General features: G+C 69.4%; 14 protein-coding genes and 3 pseudogenes. 10 read left to right on the plus strand and 7 right to left on the minus strand.

Going from position 1 to position 13,644, the window contains the following annotated elements:
- Nucleotides 1-547: 547 nt before the first annotated feature.
- From ABZT93_RS34440 to ABZT93_RS34460, 5 genes are all read left to right on the plus strand, one after another.
- Complete coding sequence (locus ABZT93_RS34440) at nt 548-1,105, plus strand: hypothetical protein (RefSeq protein WP_356112098.1); 558 nt, start codon at nt 548-550, stop codon at nt 1,103-1,105.
- Nucleotides 1,106-1,169: 64 nt separating this feature from the next.
- Complete coding sequence (locus ABZT93_RS34445) at nt 1,170-1,676, plus strand: hypothetical protein (RefSeq protein WP_356112100.1); 507 nt, start codon at nt 1,170-1,172, stop codon at nt 1,674-1,676.
- Between the two features lie 253 nt (nt 1,677-1,929).
- Nucleotides 1,930-2,421 carry an Asp23/Gls24 family envelope stress response protein gene (locus tag ABZT93_RS34450; RefSeq protein WP_356112102.1) on the plus strand — a complete coding sequence of 164 codons (492 nt, stop codon included), beginning with the start codon at nt 1,930-1,932 and terminating at the stop codon, nt 2,419-2,421.
- Between the two features lie 466 nt (nt 2,422-2,887).
- Nucleotides 2,888-3,103 (plus strand): hypothetical protein, encoded by a 216-nt coding sequence (locus tag ABZT93_RS34455; protein ID WP_356112104.1) that lies wholly within the window; start codon nt 2,888-2,890, stop codon nt 3,101-3,103.
- Nucleotides 3,104-3,515: 412 nt separating this feature from the next.
- Nucleotides 3,516-4,418, plus strand: a complete 903-nt coding sequence (locus tag ABZT93_RS34460) for a replication-relaxation family protein (RefSeq protein WP_356112106.1) — start codon at nt 3,516-3,518, stop codon at nt 4,416-4,418.
- On the opposite strand, the gene ABZT93_RS34465 is transcribed toward ABZT93_RS34460, so the two are convergent.
- The gene (locus ABZT93_RS34465; protein ID WP_356112108.1) at nt 4,378-4,695 is read right to left on the minus strand and encodes a hypothetical protein; all 318 of its coding nucleotides are present in this window, start codon (nt 4,693-4,695) and stop codon (nt 4,378-4,380) included. The genes ABZT93_RS34460 and ABZT93_RS34465 overlap by 41 nt on opposite strands.
- A gap of 531 nt (nt 4,696-5,226) precedes the next feature.
- On the opposite strand from ABZT93_RS34465, the pseudogene ABZT93_RS34470 reads away from it, so the two are divergent.
- Nucleotides 5,227-5,698 (plus strand): annotated as a pseudogene (locus ABZT93_RS34470) (lamin tail domain-containing protein).
- A 351-nt stretch (nt 5,699-6,049) separates the two neighbouring features.
- On the opposite strand, the gene ABZT93_RS34475 reads toward ABZT93_RS34470, so the two are convergent.
- The 3 genes from ABZT93_RS34475 to ABZT93_RS34485 all read right to left on the minus strand — a co-directional run bounded on the left by ABZT93_RS34475 (nt 6,050) and on the right by ABZT93_RS34485 (nt 8,383).
- Nucleotides 6,050-6,220, minus strand: coding sequence for a hydrophobic protein (locus tag ABZT93_RS34475; protein WP_356112109.1), 171 nt, complete (start codon nt 6,218-6,220; stop codon nt 6,050-6,052).
- Nucleotides 6,221-6,478: 258 nt separating this feature from the next.
- Nucleotides 6,479-6,787 (minus strand): hypothetical protein, encoded by a 309-nt coding sequence (locus ABZT93_RS34480; protein ID WP_356112111.1) that lies wholly within the window; start codon nt 6,785-6,787, stop codon nt 6,479-6,481.
- Between the two features lie 63 nt (nt 6,788-6,850).
- The gene (locus ABZT93_RS34485) at nt 6,851-8,383 is read right to left on the minus strand and encodes a hypothetical protein (RefSeq protein WP_356112113.1); all 1,533 of its coding nucleotides are present in this window, start codon (nt 8,381-8,383) and stop codon (nt 6,851-6,853) included.
- 398 nt (nt 8,384-8,781) lie between these two features.
- Between ABZT93_RS34485 and ABZT93_RS34490 the strand changes: the two are divergent.
- A pseudogene (locus tag ABZT93_RS34490) lies at nt 8,782-8,877 on the plus strand (Ku protein); the annotation flags it as partial.
- A gap of 240 nt (nt 8,878-9,117) precedes the next feature.
- Here the strand turns inward: ABZT93_RS34490 and ABZT93_RS34495 are convergent.
- Complete coding sequence (locus tag ABZT93_RS34495; protein WP_356112114.1) at nt 9,118-9,411, minus strand: DUF1330 domain-containing protein; 294 nt, start codon at nt 9,409-9,411, stop codon at nt 9,118-9,120.
- Nucleotides 9,412-9,620: 209 nt separating this feature from the next.
- Complete coding sequence (locus ABZT93_RS34500) at nt 9,621-10,535, minus strand: NADPH-dependent F420 reductase (RefSeq protein WP_356112116.1); 915 nt, start codon at nt 10,533-10,535, stop codon at nt 9,621-9,623.
- Between ABZT93_RS34500 and ABZT93_RS34505 the strand changes: the two genes are divergently transcribed.
- Entirely contained in the window at nt 10,417-11,514 is a 1,098-nt protein-coding gene (locus tag ABZT93_RS34505) for a helix-turn-helix domain-containing protein (RefSeq protein ID WP_356112117.1), read from the plus strand. The two genes, ABZT93_RS34500 and ABZT93_RS34505, sit on opposite strands and share 119 nt — an antisense overlap.
- Before the next feature lie 75 nt (nt 11,515-11,589).
- Here the strand turns inward: ABZT93_RS34505 and ABZT93_RS34510 are convergent, their stop codons facing one another.
- Entirely contained in the window at nt 11,590-12,246 is a 657-nt protein-coding gene (locus tag ABZT93_RS34510) for an alpha/beta hydrolase (RefSeq protein ID WP_356112119.1), read from the minus strand.
- 333 nt (nt 12,247-12,579) lie between these two features.
- Between ABZT93_RS34510 and ABZT93_RS34515 the strand changes: the two genes are divergently transcribed.
- Nucleotides 12,580-13,059 carry a hypothetical protein gene (locus tag ABZT93_RS34515; protein ID WP_356112121.1) on the plus strand — a complete coding sequence of 160 codons (480 nt, stop codon included), beginning with the start codon at nt 12,580-12,582 and terminating at the stop codon, nt 13,057-13,059.
- Nucleotides 13,056-13,640: pseudogene (locus tag ABZT93_RS34520) on the plus strand (DNA helicase); the annotation flags it as partial. The gene ABZT93_RS34515 and the pseudogene ABZT93_RS34520, both read left to right, overlap by 4 nt.
- Nucleotides 13,641-13,644: the final 4 nt, after the last annotated feature.

The raw sequence follows: 13,644 nt of genomic DNA on the forward strand, positions 1-13,644 counted from the left end.
GTCGGTGGAGCTGTTCGACGGCCGAACCAAGATCGTCACTCTCAACGCGGACGGCACACCTCCACAGCGCTTCCGCGCGCGAGGGGGGGGCGCCACAGCCTGCCGGCGCCCCAAGACAGTCCAGCCGACTGGCACGCCTACGAGGCCACCACCTCCGACGGATCTACACCTATGCCGGTCCGGCTCCGACCAGCAGCACCTGAGCTCCACTGCCCAGCCACTTGCCAAAACCCATAGGGGCACCCCCCCGGGCGCGGCGGGTGCTGCCCCGGGTGGAGGAGGCGGCCGAGGACACCAAGCCGTGGTGCGGGGCGGCCCGGCCCTTCCGCCCAGGCAGGTGGCGGTCGTGTGCGGAAAAACCAGGTCCAGGCGGCGCAGGATGTCCCGGGAGGTTCCTGGCGGTCGCAGCCGATGCCGCGCAGCTGGTTCATCGTGACGTAGCTCGCCAATTTGCAGCGATTCGCCTGCGCATCTCCGTTTCAACGCGGAAGCAGCGGCAACTTTACACAAAGAGGGCATATAGGGCGCACGTTAGGGGGCCTGCCCGATGTCAACAGGGACGATTCTAGCGATCATCATTCCCATCGTGGTGGTGATCGCCGTGGTGGCCGTGATGGCCTGGCTGGTCGTGCGCCGCAAGAAGCTACGCGAACGCTTTGGTCCGGAGTACGTACGAACGGTGGAGGATGCCGACAGCCGCGCGGTCGGCGAGCGTGAGCTCAGGGCCCGCGAGAAGCGGCATGACTCGCTGGACATCAAGCCGCTGGACGGCACTGTCCGGGATCGGTACACCCGGGACTGGACCAGTGTCCAGGAGGAGTTCGTGGACCGTCCAGAGGACGCCGTTCACGACGCGGACCGCCTGGTGACCTCCTTGATGCACGAGCGCGGATACCCGACCCAGGACTTCGAGCAACAGCTCAAGGACCTGTCGGTCGAGCACGGCCGCACGCTCGAGCACTATCGGGCCGCCCACGATGTCGATGCGCTCAGCACCCGGCACGAGGCGACCACCGAACAATTGCGGGGTGCGATGGTGCACTACCGGGCCCTGTTCGACGAGCTGCTCTCCGACGGTGGCGAATCCCGCCACGCCCCGGCCTGAACGGCTCGGCGAACAGTCCGTCGCCCCGGTCCGGGAAGCCCAGGCATCCGGGAACGGAGAGGACATGGAACGCAAAGACACACCGGACACCGCCGCCGCGAGCGGTCTGTCCACCGACGACCTCGCCCAGCCCCGCGATACGTCCACGCGGGAGAGCGCGGCGAGCACGCCGGCCGAAGTGCCGACCTTCCCCGGCGAGAGCACGAACACGCCGAACAAGCCCGTCGAAGACGAGACCGCAGGAGCCGACACGGGCCGTCAGCACCAAGCCACTGATTCTGGCGCCCGCGCCGAGGACGCGGCCCCCCAGCTGCTTACCCCGGAGGACGAGGAAGCGTTCCGTACACGCTGGCAGGAGGTGCAGAACGAGTTCGTGGACGACCCGCGCGATGCCGTGCATACCGCCGACGCCCTCGTCGCGGACGTGATGCAGAAGTTGGCCGCCACATTCGCCGACCACAAACAGGAACTGGAAGGACAGTGGAACCGGGGAGAACAGGCGAACACCGAGGACCTGCGTCTGGCACTGCGCCACTACCGTTCGTTCTTCAACCGCCTGCTGGTCACCTGACACGACCCCGGACCTGGAGCGCCGGCACTCGTTCTTGATGACGCCGTGGACGTACGCGCAGCTCCCCGGCCGGCCTACGGGGGCCACTATGCGCTCGAAAGGCGGTCTGCACACCGGGGCCTCGGCTCCGCCCAGGACACGTGGCCTCCGAAGTCGCGTAGCTGATTTTTGGCATGTCCGACGATCTCCCCGGCGCCGATCGGTGTACAGGGCAACGCGTTGGCGCATGTGAGGACGAACGGAGGCGACCGCCATGACGGACAACAGCACCAGCATCAGCTCGGACAGCCGGTCCGACGCGGGAGTGAGCACGCTGAAGGGCCGTACCGGGGCCGGGGCTCCGGCAGAGACCCGGGGGAAGACCACCATCGCGGACAGCGTGGTGGCCAAGGTCGCGGGAATGGCCGCCCGTGAGGTGCCGGGCATCCACAACCTCGGGGGCGGGATGGCCCGCGCTTTCGGCGCCATGCGGGAACGGGTCCCCGGTGGAGGCGGTGCAGGCGGCGGCGTCACGCGGGGGGTGAAGGTCGAGGTCGGGGAGCGGCAGGCTGCCGTCGACCTCAACGTCGTTGTCGAGTACGGCGTGTCCATCGTGGACGTGGCGGGCGACGTGCGCTCCAACGTCATCGGCGCCGTGGAGCGTATGACGGGACTTGAGGTCGTCGAGGTGAACATCGCCGTCGACGACGTCCGCCTGCCCGACGAGGAGGAGGAGTCCGAACAGGATGAGGGCCGCGTGAGGTGAGCCGCCGCAAGGCACTTCCATATCCAGCACGGCCATGCAGGCAGGGAAAAGCACCTACTTATGCGAGCGCAATGCTGTGCACCAAGGGGAGATCCCTCCCTCCCGCACCTATCTTGAGCCCTTCACGCTGCGTCAACCGGTGCGCAACGCGGTGCGCACTCCGCACGGCGATGCGTACCGACTGACCGGAGTGCACCGCATCGTGCGCACCTGGTCGGGAGGAAACCGCACCGGGTACGCACCGCTGGCGGGGGAGTGCGCTGCATCCTGCACGACACATCGCGCCGCGCGCCCGGTGCGCACCGGGCCACGTGGGGGGCGGTGCGCGGCTGTGCGGGCTGGTCAAGGCCGGGAATCCGGTCGGGCAGAAGCGTTTTGCCGCCAACGATCAGTAATCAACCCACCGCGTGGAGTGGTTTCGGCTACAGGTGTGCTGGGACGTTCGTATGGCGGGGAGGGCTGGTCGGTGGTTCTGCCGATCAATGTTGCGGTTCTGCTGGCGGTGATCATCCTTGTGCGGCTGCGGCGGCGCACAGAGGCTCGAAGCCGGAACGACGAGAAGCTGACCGTTGTGATCGTGTTGGTCTTCGGCGTGCTGATCGCCCCTACCGCGTTCGGCCAGACCGTCTTCGACGTCGTCGGTCAACTTGCTCAGGGAGTTACCCAGTCCGCCAGCCCCTGAGCTCTACGCCGTCTCGCCGCCCGGGGTCTGTGGGCGGTGTGGCGTCGGTCACGGACGAACCGTCCGGTCAAGGGGTGGTCAAGGGGCAAAGCGGACACTGCTCTGGCAGATGAACAGACCGCGGGCCAGGGGTGCTTTCTCACGGTGGCTTCGGCCCGTACGCCGCGCGTGTGGGGGCCGGACCTGTCACCGATCCGGCCGCGTACGGCCGGAGAGACCCGAGGCCACGATGACCACCGCCCCTGTTCCGCCGAACACGGACAGTGCTGCGACAGCGAGCCCCGCAACGAGCCCTGTAGCGAGCCACGCTCCCAGCCCCGCAGCTCCAAGCCGTCGTCTGGGGGTTGTCGCTGATCAGACCCCCGATTCGCCCGCCCCGGCCGGCCGCAACTCCTCTTCTCCCAGCACTGATGTGCCTGGAGAAGCGTCCCGGGCCCGAGAAGCCGAGGCGGCGAAGGCCGGCGCGGAGATCCGGGGCGAAGTCCTCCTGACGCTCGCCCAGGTGCGCCTGGCCACACCCCGCCAGCTCAAGGCGCTGCTGCTGCCGCACCAGCAGGACACCGACCACGTCCGGCGTGCGCTGCGCAACCTGCTCGCCGAATCCCCGGCTCTGGTCGGCCGGACCAACCGCGCGCAGCAGAGCTACTGGTACTGCACCCCGGCGGGCCTCGCCGAAGCCGCAGCCTCCGGTGAACTCGCACCGGGGGACAGCCGGGCCACCGGCAAGCGCATCGCCGCCAGCAAGACGGGCCTGCGGGAGCACGGCCTGGCCCTGGTCGACACCGTCGTCGCCTTCCACCAGGCGGAGCTGGCGGATCACGCCGACTGGCAGGTGGAAGTCGCCCACCCCACTCCAGCGGGGAACCTGGTGCCCGACGGCGTGGTGCTCCTGGACAACGGCTCCAGCGCGTTCGGAGATCGACCGCACGATGTCCTACCCCCGCCTGGTCGCCAAGCTGGAACGCTACGACGCCTACCGCAACGCGCCTGCGTCCGGGCGCGGGAACGCCGCCCGGTCCCCGCGCCCCCACTGGCAGGAGACCTACGCCGGACCGTCTCTGGAGCGGTCCTTCCCGCCGCTCGCACCGGCAGCGATCCCGGGAGCTTCGACACCCCACCCTTTCGCCCGACGCCCGCTATCGGGCTGACCGCGTGGCCCGAGGCGACAGCCCACTTCGGCCTAGGCCAACGGGCAGTGAGCGGAACCTGCCCGGCACCTGATTCTGGGGTCCGTCGGCGTAGAGCGGGACGGGCCCCGCGTGTCTCTGTCCGCTTCACGACGTGTGGTTCAGCCAGCGTTGCAGGATGGTGTTGATGTGGGCGGGCAGGGCGCTGAGTTGGTTGATGGCGTCGCGGTCCTCGGGCCGCGGCGGGATACCAGCGGTGGTCAGCGCGGCGTGCAGGGCCAGGCGGCGCTGGTCGCGGGGGTCGATGAGGATGCTGAGGCGCTCGGAGGGGTTGGGCGGCGGGAGCAGGTAGTCCGTGTCCTGCCCTGCTGAGGCTGCGGCCGGAGGCCAGGTGGTCTGTTCCGGGTCGGCGGCGTAGGGGTCGACGAAGGCCTGCGTCGTGTGGTGATCCAGAGCGATGGTCATGTCTGTCTCCTCCTGCAGTGGGTGGATGTGCGAGAGGAGAGCCCTCCATGCCCATGGGCGGTTGCGGCTGTGGGGCTTTGTCACGCCGACGGCGTCATAGGCGGCTCATCGTCTTCTCCAACCAGCACAGCAGCACGCCCGCCGTGCGTGACCAGCCGCTCGTAGGCACCGGCGCCGGGGGAGAGCCGGTGAGCTGTTACGCACTTTCGGGTGAGCCGCCGGTATGGGCTGGGGTGGCGCAGCGTGGCGGTCAGGACTGGGTGAGCAGCGCCTGCACGGGATGGCGGCCAGTGAGAGCGGCAACTGGGTGCATTCGGTGCATAAATGGATGTTACAGGCGAGAGTTACTGAAATATGGGCGAACAGTAACGGAGCGCGCGTATTGCGTTCATAACCTGCACGGGTTGGCCATGGTGTGGGTGTGCGGCCGACCGGCCGCCTCCCGCACACTTCATCAGTCCGTCCCGGCGCTCTCATGGCAGGGATGGTCGGGTGCTCGTACAGCCTGGGGGCTTTGTGTCTTCTTCCACGGTGACCGCCCGTCGTCTCTCCGCTGCCGCACTCGCGGCCGCCGCGATCGTGGGGGCGGTGGCGCTGCCGGCGTCGGCGGCCGACCACACCCGGCCCGAGCGGGCGAAGGTGGAGATCAGTGCGGTGCAGTACGACTCGCCCGGCCGTGACGACCGCTCGCGCCGCTCACTGAACAAGGAGGTGGGTGGAGCTCACCAACACCACCCGCCGGGCGGTCAACCTCGACGGCTGGACCCTGCAGGACGAGGACGGCCACACTTACACCTTCGACCACTACCGCCTGGAAGGCCGCGCCACGGTCCGGATCCACACCGGTGAGGGCCGCGACACCGGCAGCGACCTGTACATGGACCGCCGCAACTACGTGTGGGACAACGACTCCGACACCGCCACCCTGCGCAACGACCACGACCGCTTCATCGACGACGCCTCCTGGGGTGGCCGTCACCACCGCGGAGGCCACCACCACTGACCTCGTTCCCCGCACCCCCGCGGCACGAGGTGATGCCGCGTGTGACGGGGCATGGCCCCGGCCGGCTCGACCGGCGGGGCCACCCGGCGCTTTTGATCAGCGGGATACAGCCCCAGGCCGCGCGGATGGCCGGGCAGAGCATCGCGGCGCGTTGTGCGATGTCGGGGTGGCTGGGGTCCGGTGGTTGGAGGCGCAGGTTCCACTGCCCGCCGGGCCCCAGCTATGAGGCCCGGTTCCCGGGACGGTGAGGGTTACACCGTTTTGCGGGAGAGATGTCCTGATTCCGGGACATGCAATGCCTGGGGGCCCCGGATCCATCCGGGGCCCCCAGGCATGCTGCTGCGTGGCGGGTTACCAGCGATACCAGCGTCCCTTGCGCCCGCCCGTGTCCGCGGAGCGCATGACGAAGCCGAGCAACCAGACGATCAGCACGATGACGGCGATCCACCACAGTGCCTTCAGCGCGAAGCCCGCGCCGAAGAGGATCAGGGCCAGCAGAAGAACGAGAAGCAGGGGAACCATAGTTATCAACCTCCGTCGCTCCTCGTGCCCGGCGAATGCGAGAACACACGGTCGATTTCCCTGGTTTCTTCACTGCTCTCGCGGGCACTGGACCCAGTTCCTCCACGGCGTTTCCCGCATCGCGGGCTTTGGGCGGCTGTCGGTTCCTCCCGCACCCGCGTCACTGCCACCGACAGCTGCCTCACCATCACCGCAGGCTCCACCGAGTGGGAGCCGGTCAAGATCAGCTTTCTCGTCTACGACCAGGAACCCGAGCCGCTACCGGGGGAGTGGACCCACATCGAAGCCTTCACCTGTACCGCCACCGACGCCCCGGCCAGTTTCACGACCGGCACTGACCCCGAGGACATGTTCCAGGAACCGCCGCCGGAGCACCGCACCCGGCGTGAAGATCCGGCTGAAGGCAACCTGCAGCACGTGTCGCAAATCGCTGTCCGTTTCGGGCCCGAGGACGACGTCGCCGAGGTCACCGCCGCCCAACTCCGCCGCGTGGTCGAGGACCTGATCGAGATGGGCCGCTGGCACGTCGGCGACCGCGACATCCTCCCCCGGAGGAGACAGAAGCACCGCCGATGCTTCTCTGCTGTCTCTAGCCTGCGCGGCCGAATGACGCCACATCACCCGTCTGAACTAGCTCCGTCCGACCGGCCGGAGATGGCTCTCGGCGAAGCTGCGCAGTTCGACGCGGGTTCGTGCGGGGTCGGTCGCGGCTTCGGTGGCACGGCCTCTGGGGAGGTAGCGGACGCCGTCGATCTCGCAGATCAGCGGCCCCACGCCGGTGTTGAGCACCAGGGCCTCGCCGACCGGAGCGGGACCGCCGACGGTGCGGCGCTCACTGCCGCGGGATCGGGAGATCGGCTGGAGGAACAGCGGCGCTGTCACCTCGCCGCCCTCCGGTCGGAACAGGACCAGCGCCATCTCGCCGGGATCCCGGCACAGACGGACGTAGCGCATGGGCTGCCATGTGCCCTTCCCGGCGTCCGAACGCGCGGCACGCAGTACCGGACCGCACAGGGCGGAGCGGTCGGTCGCGACCCAGCCGATCCGGGCGAGGGACGCGATGCCGACCGTGCCGAACACGAGGAAGCGCCAGTGCCCCAGGCGGAAGTGGTCCTCGAGGATGGCGGCGGAGGAGAACCCCAGGGAGTACCAGGCGTTGGTGCCGAGGGCGGTGGTCAGCACCCAGATGCGCGGCGATATGGACGTGCGGCCGAAGCCGCGGCGCGGCGGGGTCACCCGGGGGCCCGGGCGATGGCGATCGCCGTGCCGGGCCGCGGCGGCGAGGCTCGCGTAGTTCAGGTCGTCATCGAGGGCGGGCCACCTGTCCTCGCCCGCCTCGCCGCCCGCGGCCGCCGGCGGGGGGATCGCCGGCCGGGCCCGGCGCGCCAGCCGGACGCGTCGGGCGCAGGCCAGCGGGTTGACCATCAACGCACCGCTCAGGCCGAGCAGGCCGAGGCCGCCTCCGAGCACGGCGACCACACTCAGGACGGTTCGCGTGTTCACGGCCTCACCCAGGAAGGGCCAGGGCAGGGCGGTGATCCGGATGCGGTCTCCGGAGCGGACGTCTGTCGTGTCGCAGTCCACAGCCGCCCGCTGTGCGCCGCCGTCCCAGCCGACGGTGCAGCTGTCGTCGTCCCGGTCCACACGGACGACCTCGGCGGCAGTGTGCTTCCCGAGCAGCGCGACGTCCGCGGTGGCCAGGCCCACGAACAGGGACGCCGCGAGGGCGAGTACCGCCCATGGCGGTGCGGCCGGCAGAAGCAGCCGTCGGGCGGGCGCGGCAACCGGGCGGGGCTGTTCGCCCAGCCAGGCGCCGAGGGTCCGCGCATCGTGCGTGGCCAAGCGCAGCCGCAGCACCTGGCCTTCGGGTGTCCGGTAGCGCAGGTTGACCTTCTCGAAGGGGGGCCGGCCGTTGGTGGAGACTGTCGCGTCCAGGGCCTCGCCGCCGCGTGGCAGGGCGGTGACGTTCCCGGAACGGTCCAGAAAGACGGGCCCGTCGAGGCGTGGGTCGACCAGCAGTCGGCCCTTGTGGCCGTCGAGTCGGCAGCGGAAGTGCACGGCCCGGCCCGCTGCAAGGCCGCGCCGCCTCCTTGCCGCCGCCCACCGGGCCAGCCCGGCTATGACCATAGGGATCACCACGAGCCCCACAAAGCTGGCGATCATCGGTTCGTCGTCTCCTCCGCTGTGAGCGATCGGAGAAGCGTACGAGGGCTGCCAGGGGCCCTGACTCGGGGGTGCCCTCGGGCCTGCCTGGATGATCGGCACCGCAGTGGACGGCCGCGCCGTGCGTCGCGGGGCCCGCGGTTCCGTTGGAGAGGATCTAGTTACTCTGAGCGACCCCAACGACGATCAACGAAAACGCCGAAAGTCGAGGGAGCCGGTCGGCAAACGCATCACGGCCCGCATCGCAATCCTTGACGACCCCGGCGGTGCCATCGCCAGCTACCGGCCGCTTTAGGACGGCCGATGCCGGGAGCAGAGCCGTCCTGACCCCTCGGAATGCCGCTGCACGGCGTGGCTCCTAGGCTGATCGTGCTCGGGGCGTACTGCGGAGGTCTGCCATGCCCCGAACGATCTGGTCAGGTGCGATCAGCTTCGGACTCGTGACCATCCCCATCCGCGTCGCGTCCGCGACCGAGAACCACAGCATCCAGTTTTGATGTCGCTGGCGACGGGGACGTGCCCCCTTCCATGATCGGAAGGGGGCCTGACTTGGGTCGGGGTGGCGGGATTTGAACCCTCGACCTCTTCGTTCTGCAGGCACTTCAGCAGATTGCTTACCTGCGATGACAGGTTGTCTGCGCTTGATCGGGTGTTGTCACGCAGTTGGTCGCGCAGTGGACCGACCCGGTGCCTGTGGGAGCTGGACGCTGGGCAGGTCGTCGACTGAGCCCCGGTCAGTCGATGCCTTCGATGATGCGGAAGTCGCGCTCGACGCTGTCGGAGAGGGCGACCAGCGCCTCCTGGTAGGCCGCACTCTCGTGTGTCGCGACGGCCTGCTCGAAGCTGTCGAACTCGATCAGGACGGTGCGCTCGGCGATTCCGGCGTCATGCGCCTCGACACGGCCGCCACGGACGAGGATCCGACCGCCCCCGGCCGCGACGGCCCGAGCGGTCAGCTTGCTGTAAGCAGCCAGCTTCTCGGGGTCCTTAATGGTGCGGTAGGCGCTGACCCAGTAGCCCTTGGGCATGGAAACCTCCAGTGTGCGGACGTACTTTTGACTTCGCATTGGCAATTTGGATGGATCGCACCCAACGACGGGTCACCGCGGCGTCGTCGTTCCGTGCCCGGACGAGCGCGGTCGTGACACCCGGTCGGCACTGTCGCCGCGGCCAGCCCGGCCCGGCCTGGCCTGGCCTTCCGGGCTCGGCCGGGTTGGGCCCGGAGCCGAGGAAGGTCTCAGGCGGCGGGCTTCGCCGCGGCGAGCGCCTCGCGTACGAGCTGGATGCTCGCCGGTGTGCCGGGAAGCACTCCGTATGTACCGTAGGGGTTCACGTAGGCCGGGGTGTCCACCTGGGTGCGCCAGTTCTCGGCGAGCGGGCCGGCGTCCACGGTGTCGAAGCCGAGGCTGTCGAACAGCTCAGTGACCGCCTGCTTGGCGGCCGCGTCGTCACCGGCGATCGGCAGCACCGACCGGTCCGCGCTGCCCGCCGGCCGCGCCAGGGACCGCAGGTGCTCGAACCAGATGTTGTTGAACCCCTTCACCACGCGGGCCTGTGGGAGGTGCTTCTGCAGCAGCTCACCGGTGGTGCTGGAACCGTCCTCCAACTCGTCGAAGACGCCGTCGCGTTCCGGGTAGTAGTTGTTGGTGTCGATGGCCACCTTGCCCGCCAAGGGCTCCGCCGGGACGTCCCGGTACGCCCGCAGCGGCACGGTCACCACCACGATGTCGCCGGCCGCAGCCGCCTCCGCGGGGGTCGTGGCGCGCGCCTTCGGCCCCAGCTCGGACACCAAATCCTGCAGGGTCTGCGGGCCGCGCGAGTTGCTCAGCACCACGTCGTGACCGGCGGCGACCGCGAGTCGCGCCACGGTGCTTCCGATGTTGCCACTACCAATGAAACCGATCGTTGTCATGCCAAGCTCCTGAGGATCGGATGTGCCACCCGGGCCGTTCCCGGTGCAACGCACTCCACGATCCGGTATGCGCACCCTCCATGGCGTTGGCCGTTTGGCCACTATGTGACAGAATCTGGCCATGACCCAGAGCCAGGGGCCGTGCACTGACTCCCACCCCAAGCGGGTCGGCGAGGCGCCGGAACCGCACCGCATCGCGGTCCTGGCCCTGCCCGGTGTCCCGCCCTTCGAGCTCGGCATCCCTTCCCGGGTCTTCGGCAGCGTCCTGGACAGGGGCGGACGCCCGCTGTACGAGGTCACCGTCTGCACCGCCGACGGAGCCCCCGTCCTCAGCGACGCCGGTTTCACCCTGCAACCCGCGGCCGGCCCGGAAGCCCTGGCCTCCGCCGACACCGTGATCGTCCCGCCCACGCACGCCATGCCCGAGCTGAGCCGCGGCGGTCCGCTGCCGCCCGAGGTCACCGCGGCCATCGCCCTGATCCGGCCCGGCACCCGGCTGGTGTCCATCTGCGCCGGCTCTTACGTCCTGGCCGCAGCCGGACTCCTCGACGGTCGGCCCGCCACCACCCACTGGCACCTCGCCCCCGAGTTCCGTCGCGCCTATCCCCGCGTCAAGGTGGACGAGGAGGTCCTCTTCGTCGACGACGGCGACGTCCTGACCTCCGCGGGCGTCGCCGCCGGCGTCGACCTGTGCCTGCACATGATCCGCCGCGACCACGGCGCCGCCGCCGCCAACCACGTCGCCCGCGTGTGCGTCGTACCGCCCTGGCGGGACGGCGGGCAGGCCCAGTACATCGACCGCCCGGTCCCCGAACCCACCATCGCCACCACCACCGCCACCCGCGCCTGGGCCCTGGAACACCTTGGCGAACCCCTCTCCCTCAACCGCCTCGCCGAACACGCCAGGATGAGCCTGCGCTCCTTCACCCGTCGCTTCCGCGACGAGGTCGGCATGACCCCGGTGCAGTGGCTCACCGCGCAACGGCTCGAACTGGCTAAACAGTTGTTGGAGACCACCGACCTGTCGATCGATCTGGTCGCCCACCGCTCCGGCTTCGGCTCCGCGAACTCCCTGCGCTCCCATATGAGAGCAGCCTTCGGAGTCTCACCCGCTGCCTACCGCCGCACCTTCAACCCCAACGCCCCCGTCAAGCCAACACCTGAGGGCACGCAGACGGAGCGCCCGCAGCTCGCTGAAGTCAGAAGGCGACTCCCATAGTCACCTCGAAACGACTCCGGCTCCCGCTTGCAAAGTCAAGTACTCGACGCTGATGGCGGCCTGCTGGACGACCTGTCAGAGCTGCTTGAAGAAGTCCAGCAGGGCCGTGTTGACGTCGTCGGGGCGTTCCATCCGGACCCAGTGGCCGGCCTCGGGGATGTCGATGATGCCTCGTAGGTCGGAGGCGATGGTGGCGAGTCCTGCGGGGTCGTAGAACGTGCGGGTGAGGTCGGCTTCGCCGCTGAGGTAGAGGGCGGGCGCGACGTAGGCCCCGTGCTTCGTCGCGGCGGTCATGGCCTGCCGCACGGCCTGGCTGTCCACCAGCCGGCAGGCCTCGTTGATGGCGTCGCCCCGGTGGTCAGGCAAAGAGAGCGGACCGACGTGGACGCTGACGCGGACGCAGATCGCAGATCCGCCGCGCAGCCGTGACTGGTCGTAGCGAGAAAGAGCCGCGTTCAGGTGGCCGAGCTGCGGGTCCACCAGCCGTGCAGTGTCACGCGCCGGCACCACGCAGATGGCGCCGTCGCCGGTGTCCCGGTAAGCGCCCTCCCGCGACCGAGGGTCGTCGAGCTCGCTCTGCGGGAAGACCGTGTTGAGGATGACGTCATCCAGGTCGGCACGGATCGGAGCCATCTTCGCTTCGGGGAGCTGGCTGTAGTTCCTCATGTCGACGACCAGGAGCGCATGCTCCGGCGGTACGTCGAGACTGTCTGGAAGGACAGAAGCGTCCATAGAAGCCGGGCCTTTCAGTCATGGCGGTCACAACAGGTGCCATGCTGATTTAGGCCTTCTGCGGGTGGTGCCCAGGAATGGGCACCACGGTGCCGTGCGTCACGTTTCGGCCCGGACGTGCCGTCGGATGGCCGCGATGTCGCGCACGACAAGCCCCCCGCTCCGCACGCCGAGCAACGGCGCTGGCGTGCCCAGCGCTGCCCCACCCCACACCGCCACTCTGGGCGCCGCCGGTCTTGCCCTGGCCGCCTGGCAGGTCTTCGACCCCCTCCTGCACGCAGAACACATCCACACCCGCCTGCCGCATCCCACGCCATGCCACCGCAGGAAGGCATGACAATGCCGCCCCACGCCCTGGACATCGCCCTGACCCGGCCCCTCACCCCGGCCGAACTCCGCCAAGCCACCCGCACCATGCCGCTCGCGGCCAACCACGACGCCACCCACCTCCTCGCCGTGACGCACGCCAAAACCCCAGGCAAGGCCCTCAACCGCCTGCGCCACCAGCTGGGCGGACAGCTGCCCATCGACGTGATCACCACTCACTATCCCGACGCGAACGGGCAGATCCTGCTCAACGTCGCCTTCCCGCCCGCCGTGTACACCACCCTCAAGACCGCCGCCCGGTGCGCCGGGCAAAGCCCTGAACGCTTCATGGAGCGGGCCCTGCACCGGGCCCTTGCCGAACGCGCCGACCAGGACGCCGACCGCCTCGATCACGCCCTGCGCCAGCTCCTTGCCTACACCACCCCCGCCCACCTGCTGTCCGCCGTCGGACATGCGCTCACCCGACGCTCCGAAAGTCACACATGAAGCCGACCGACGAACAGACCGCCGCAGCCGACGCCTTCGCCGCAGGCGAGCACCTGGCACTGCAAGCAGGGGCAGGAACCGGCAAGACCACCACCTTGACCCTCCTCGCCCACACCACCACCCGCCGCGGCCGCTACCTCGCCTACAACCGGGCCATCGCCCAGGACGCACGCGCCCGCTTCCCCCGAAGCGTCCTGTGCAAGACCGCCCACGCCCTGGCCTACGCCGCCGTCGGCCACCGCTACACCCGCCGCCTGAACGCCACCCGCCGCCCGGCCTGGCAGAGCGGGCAGGCTCTCGGCATCACCAAGGCCGTCCGCATCGGCCAACGTGACCTCTCCCCAAGAACCCTCTCCAACGCCACCTTGCGCACCGTGGCCCGCTTCTGCCACACCGCCGACCCCGCCATCACCGGCCACCACCTCCCGCACCTGCGGGGCCTGGAAGACCGCGCCCTGCACGCCCAACTCGCCGCCCACATCGTGCCCTTCGCCCACAAGGCCTGGGCCGACCTCCAGCACCCGGACGAGGGCGCGGTCCGCTTCGACCACGACCACTACCTGAAAATCTGGGCCCTCACGAGCA

This window comes from Streptomyces sp. NPDC005303, assembly GCF_040607335.1.
GTDB lineage: Bacteria > Actinomycetota > Actinomycetes > Streptomycetales > Streptomycetaceae > Streptomyces.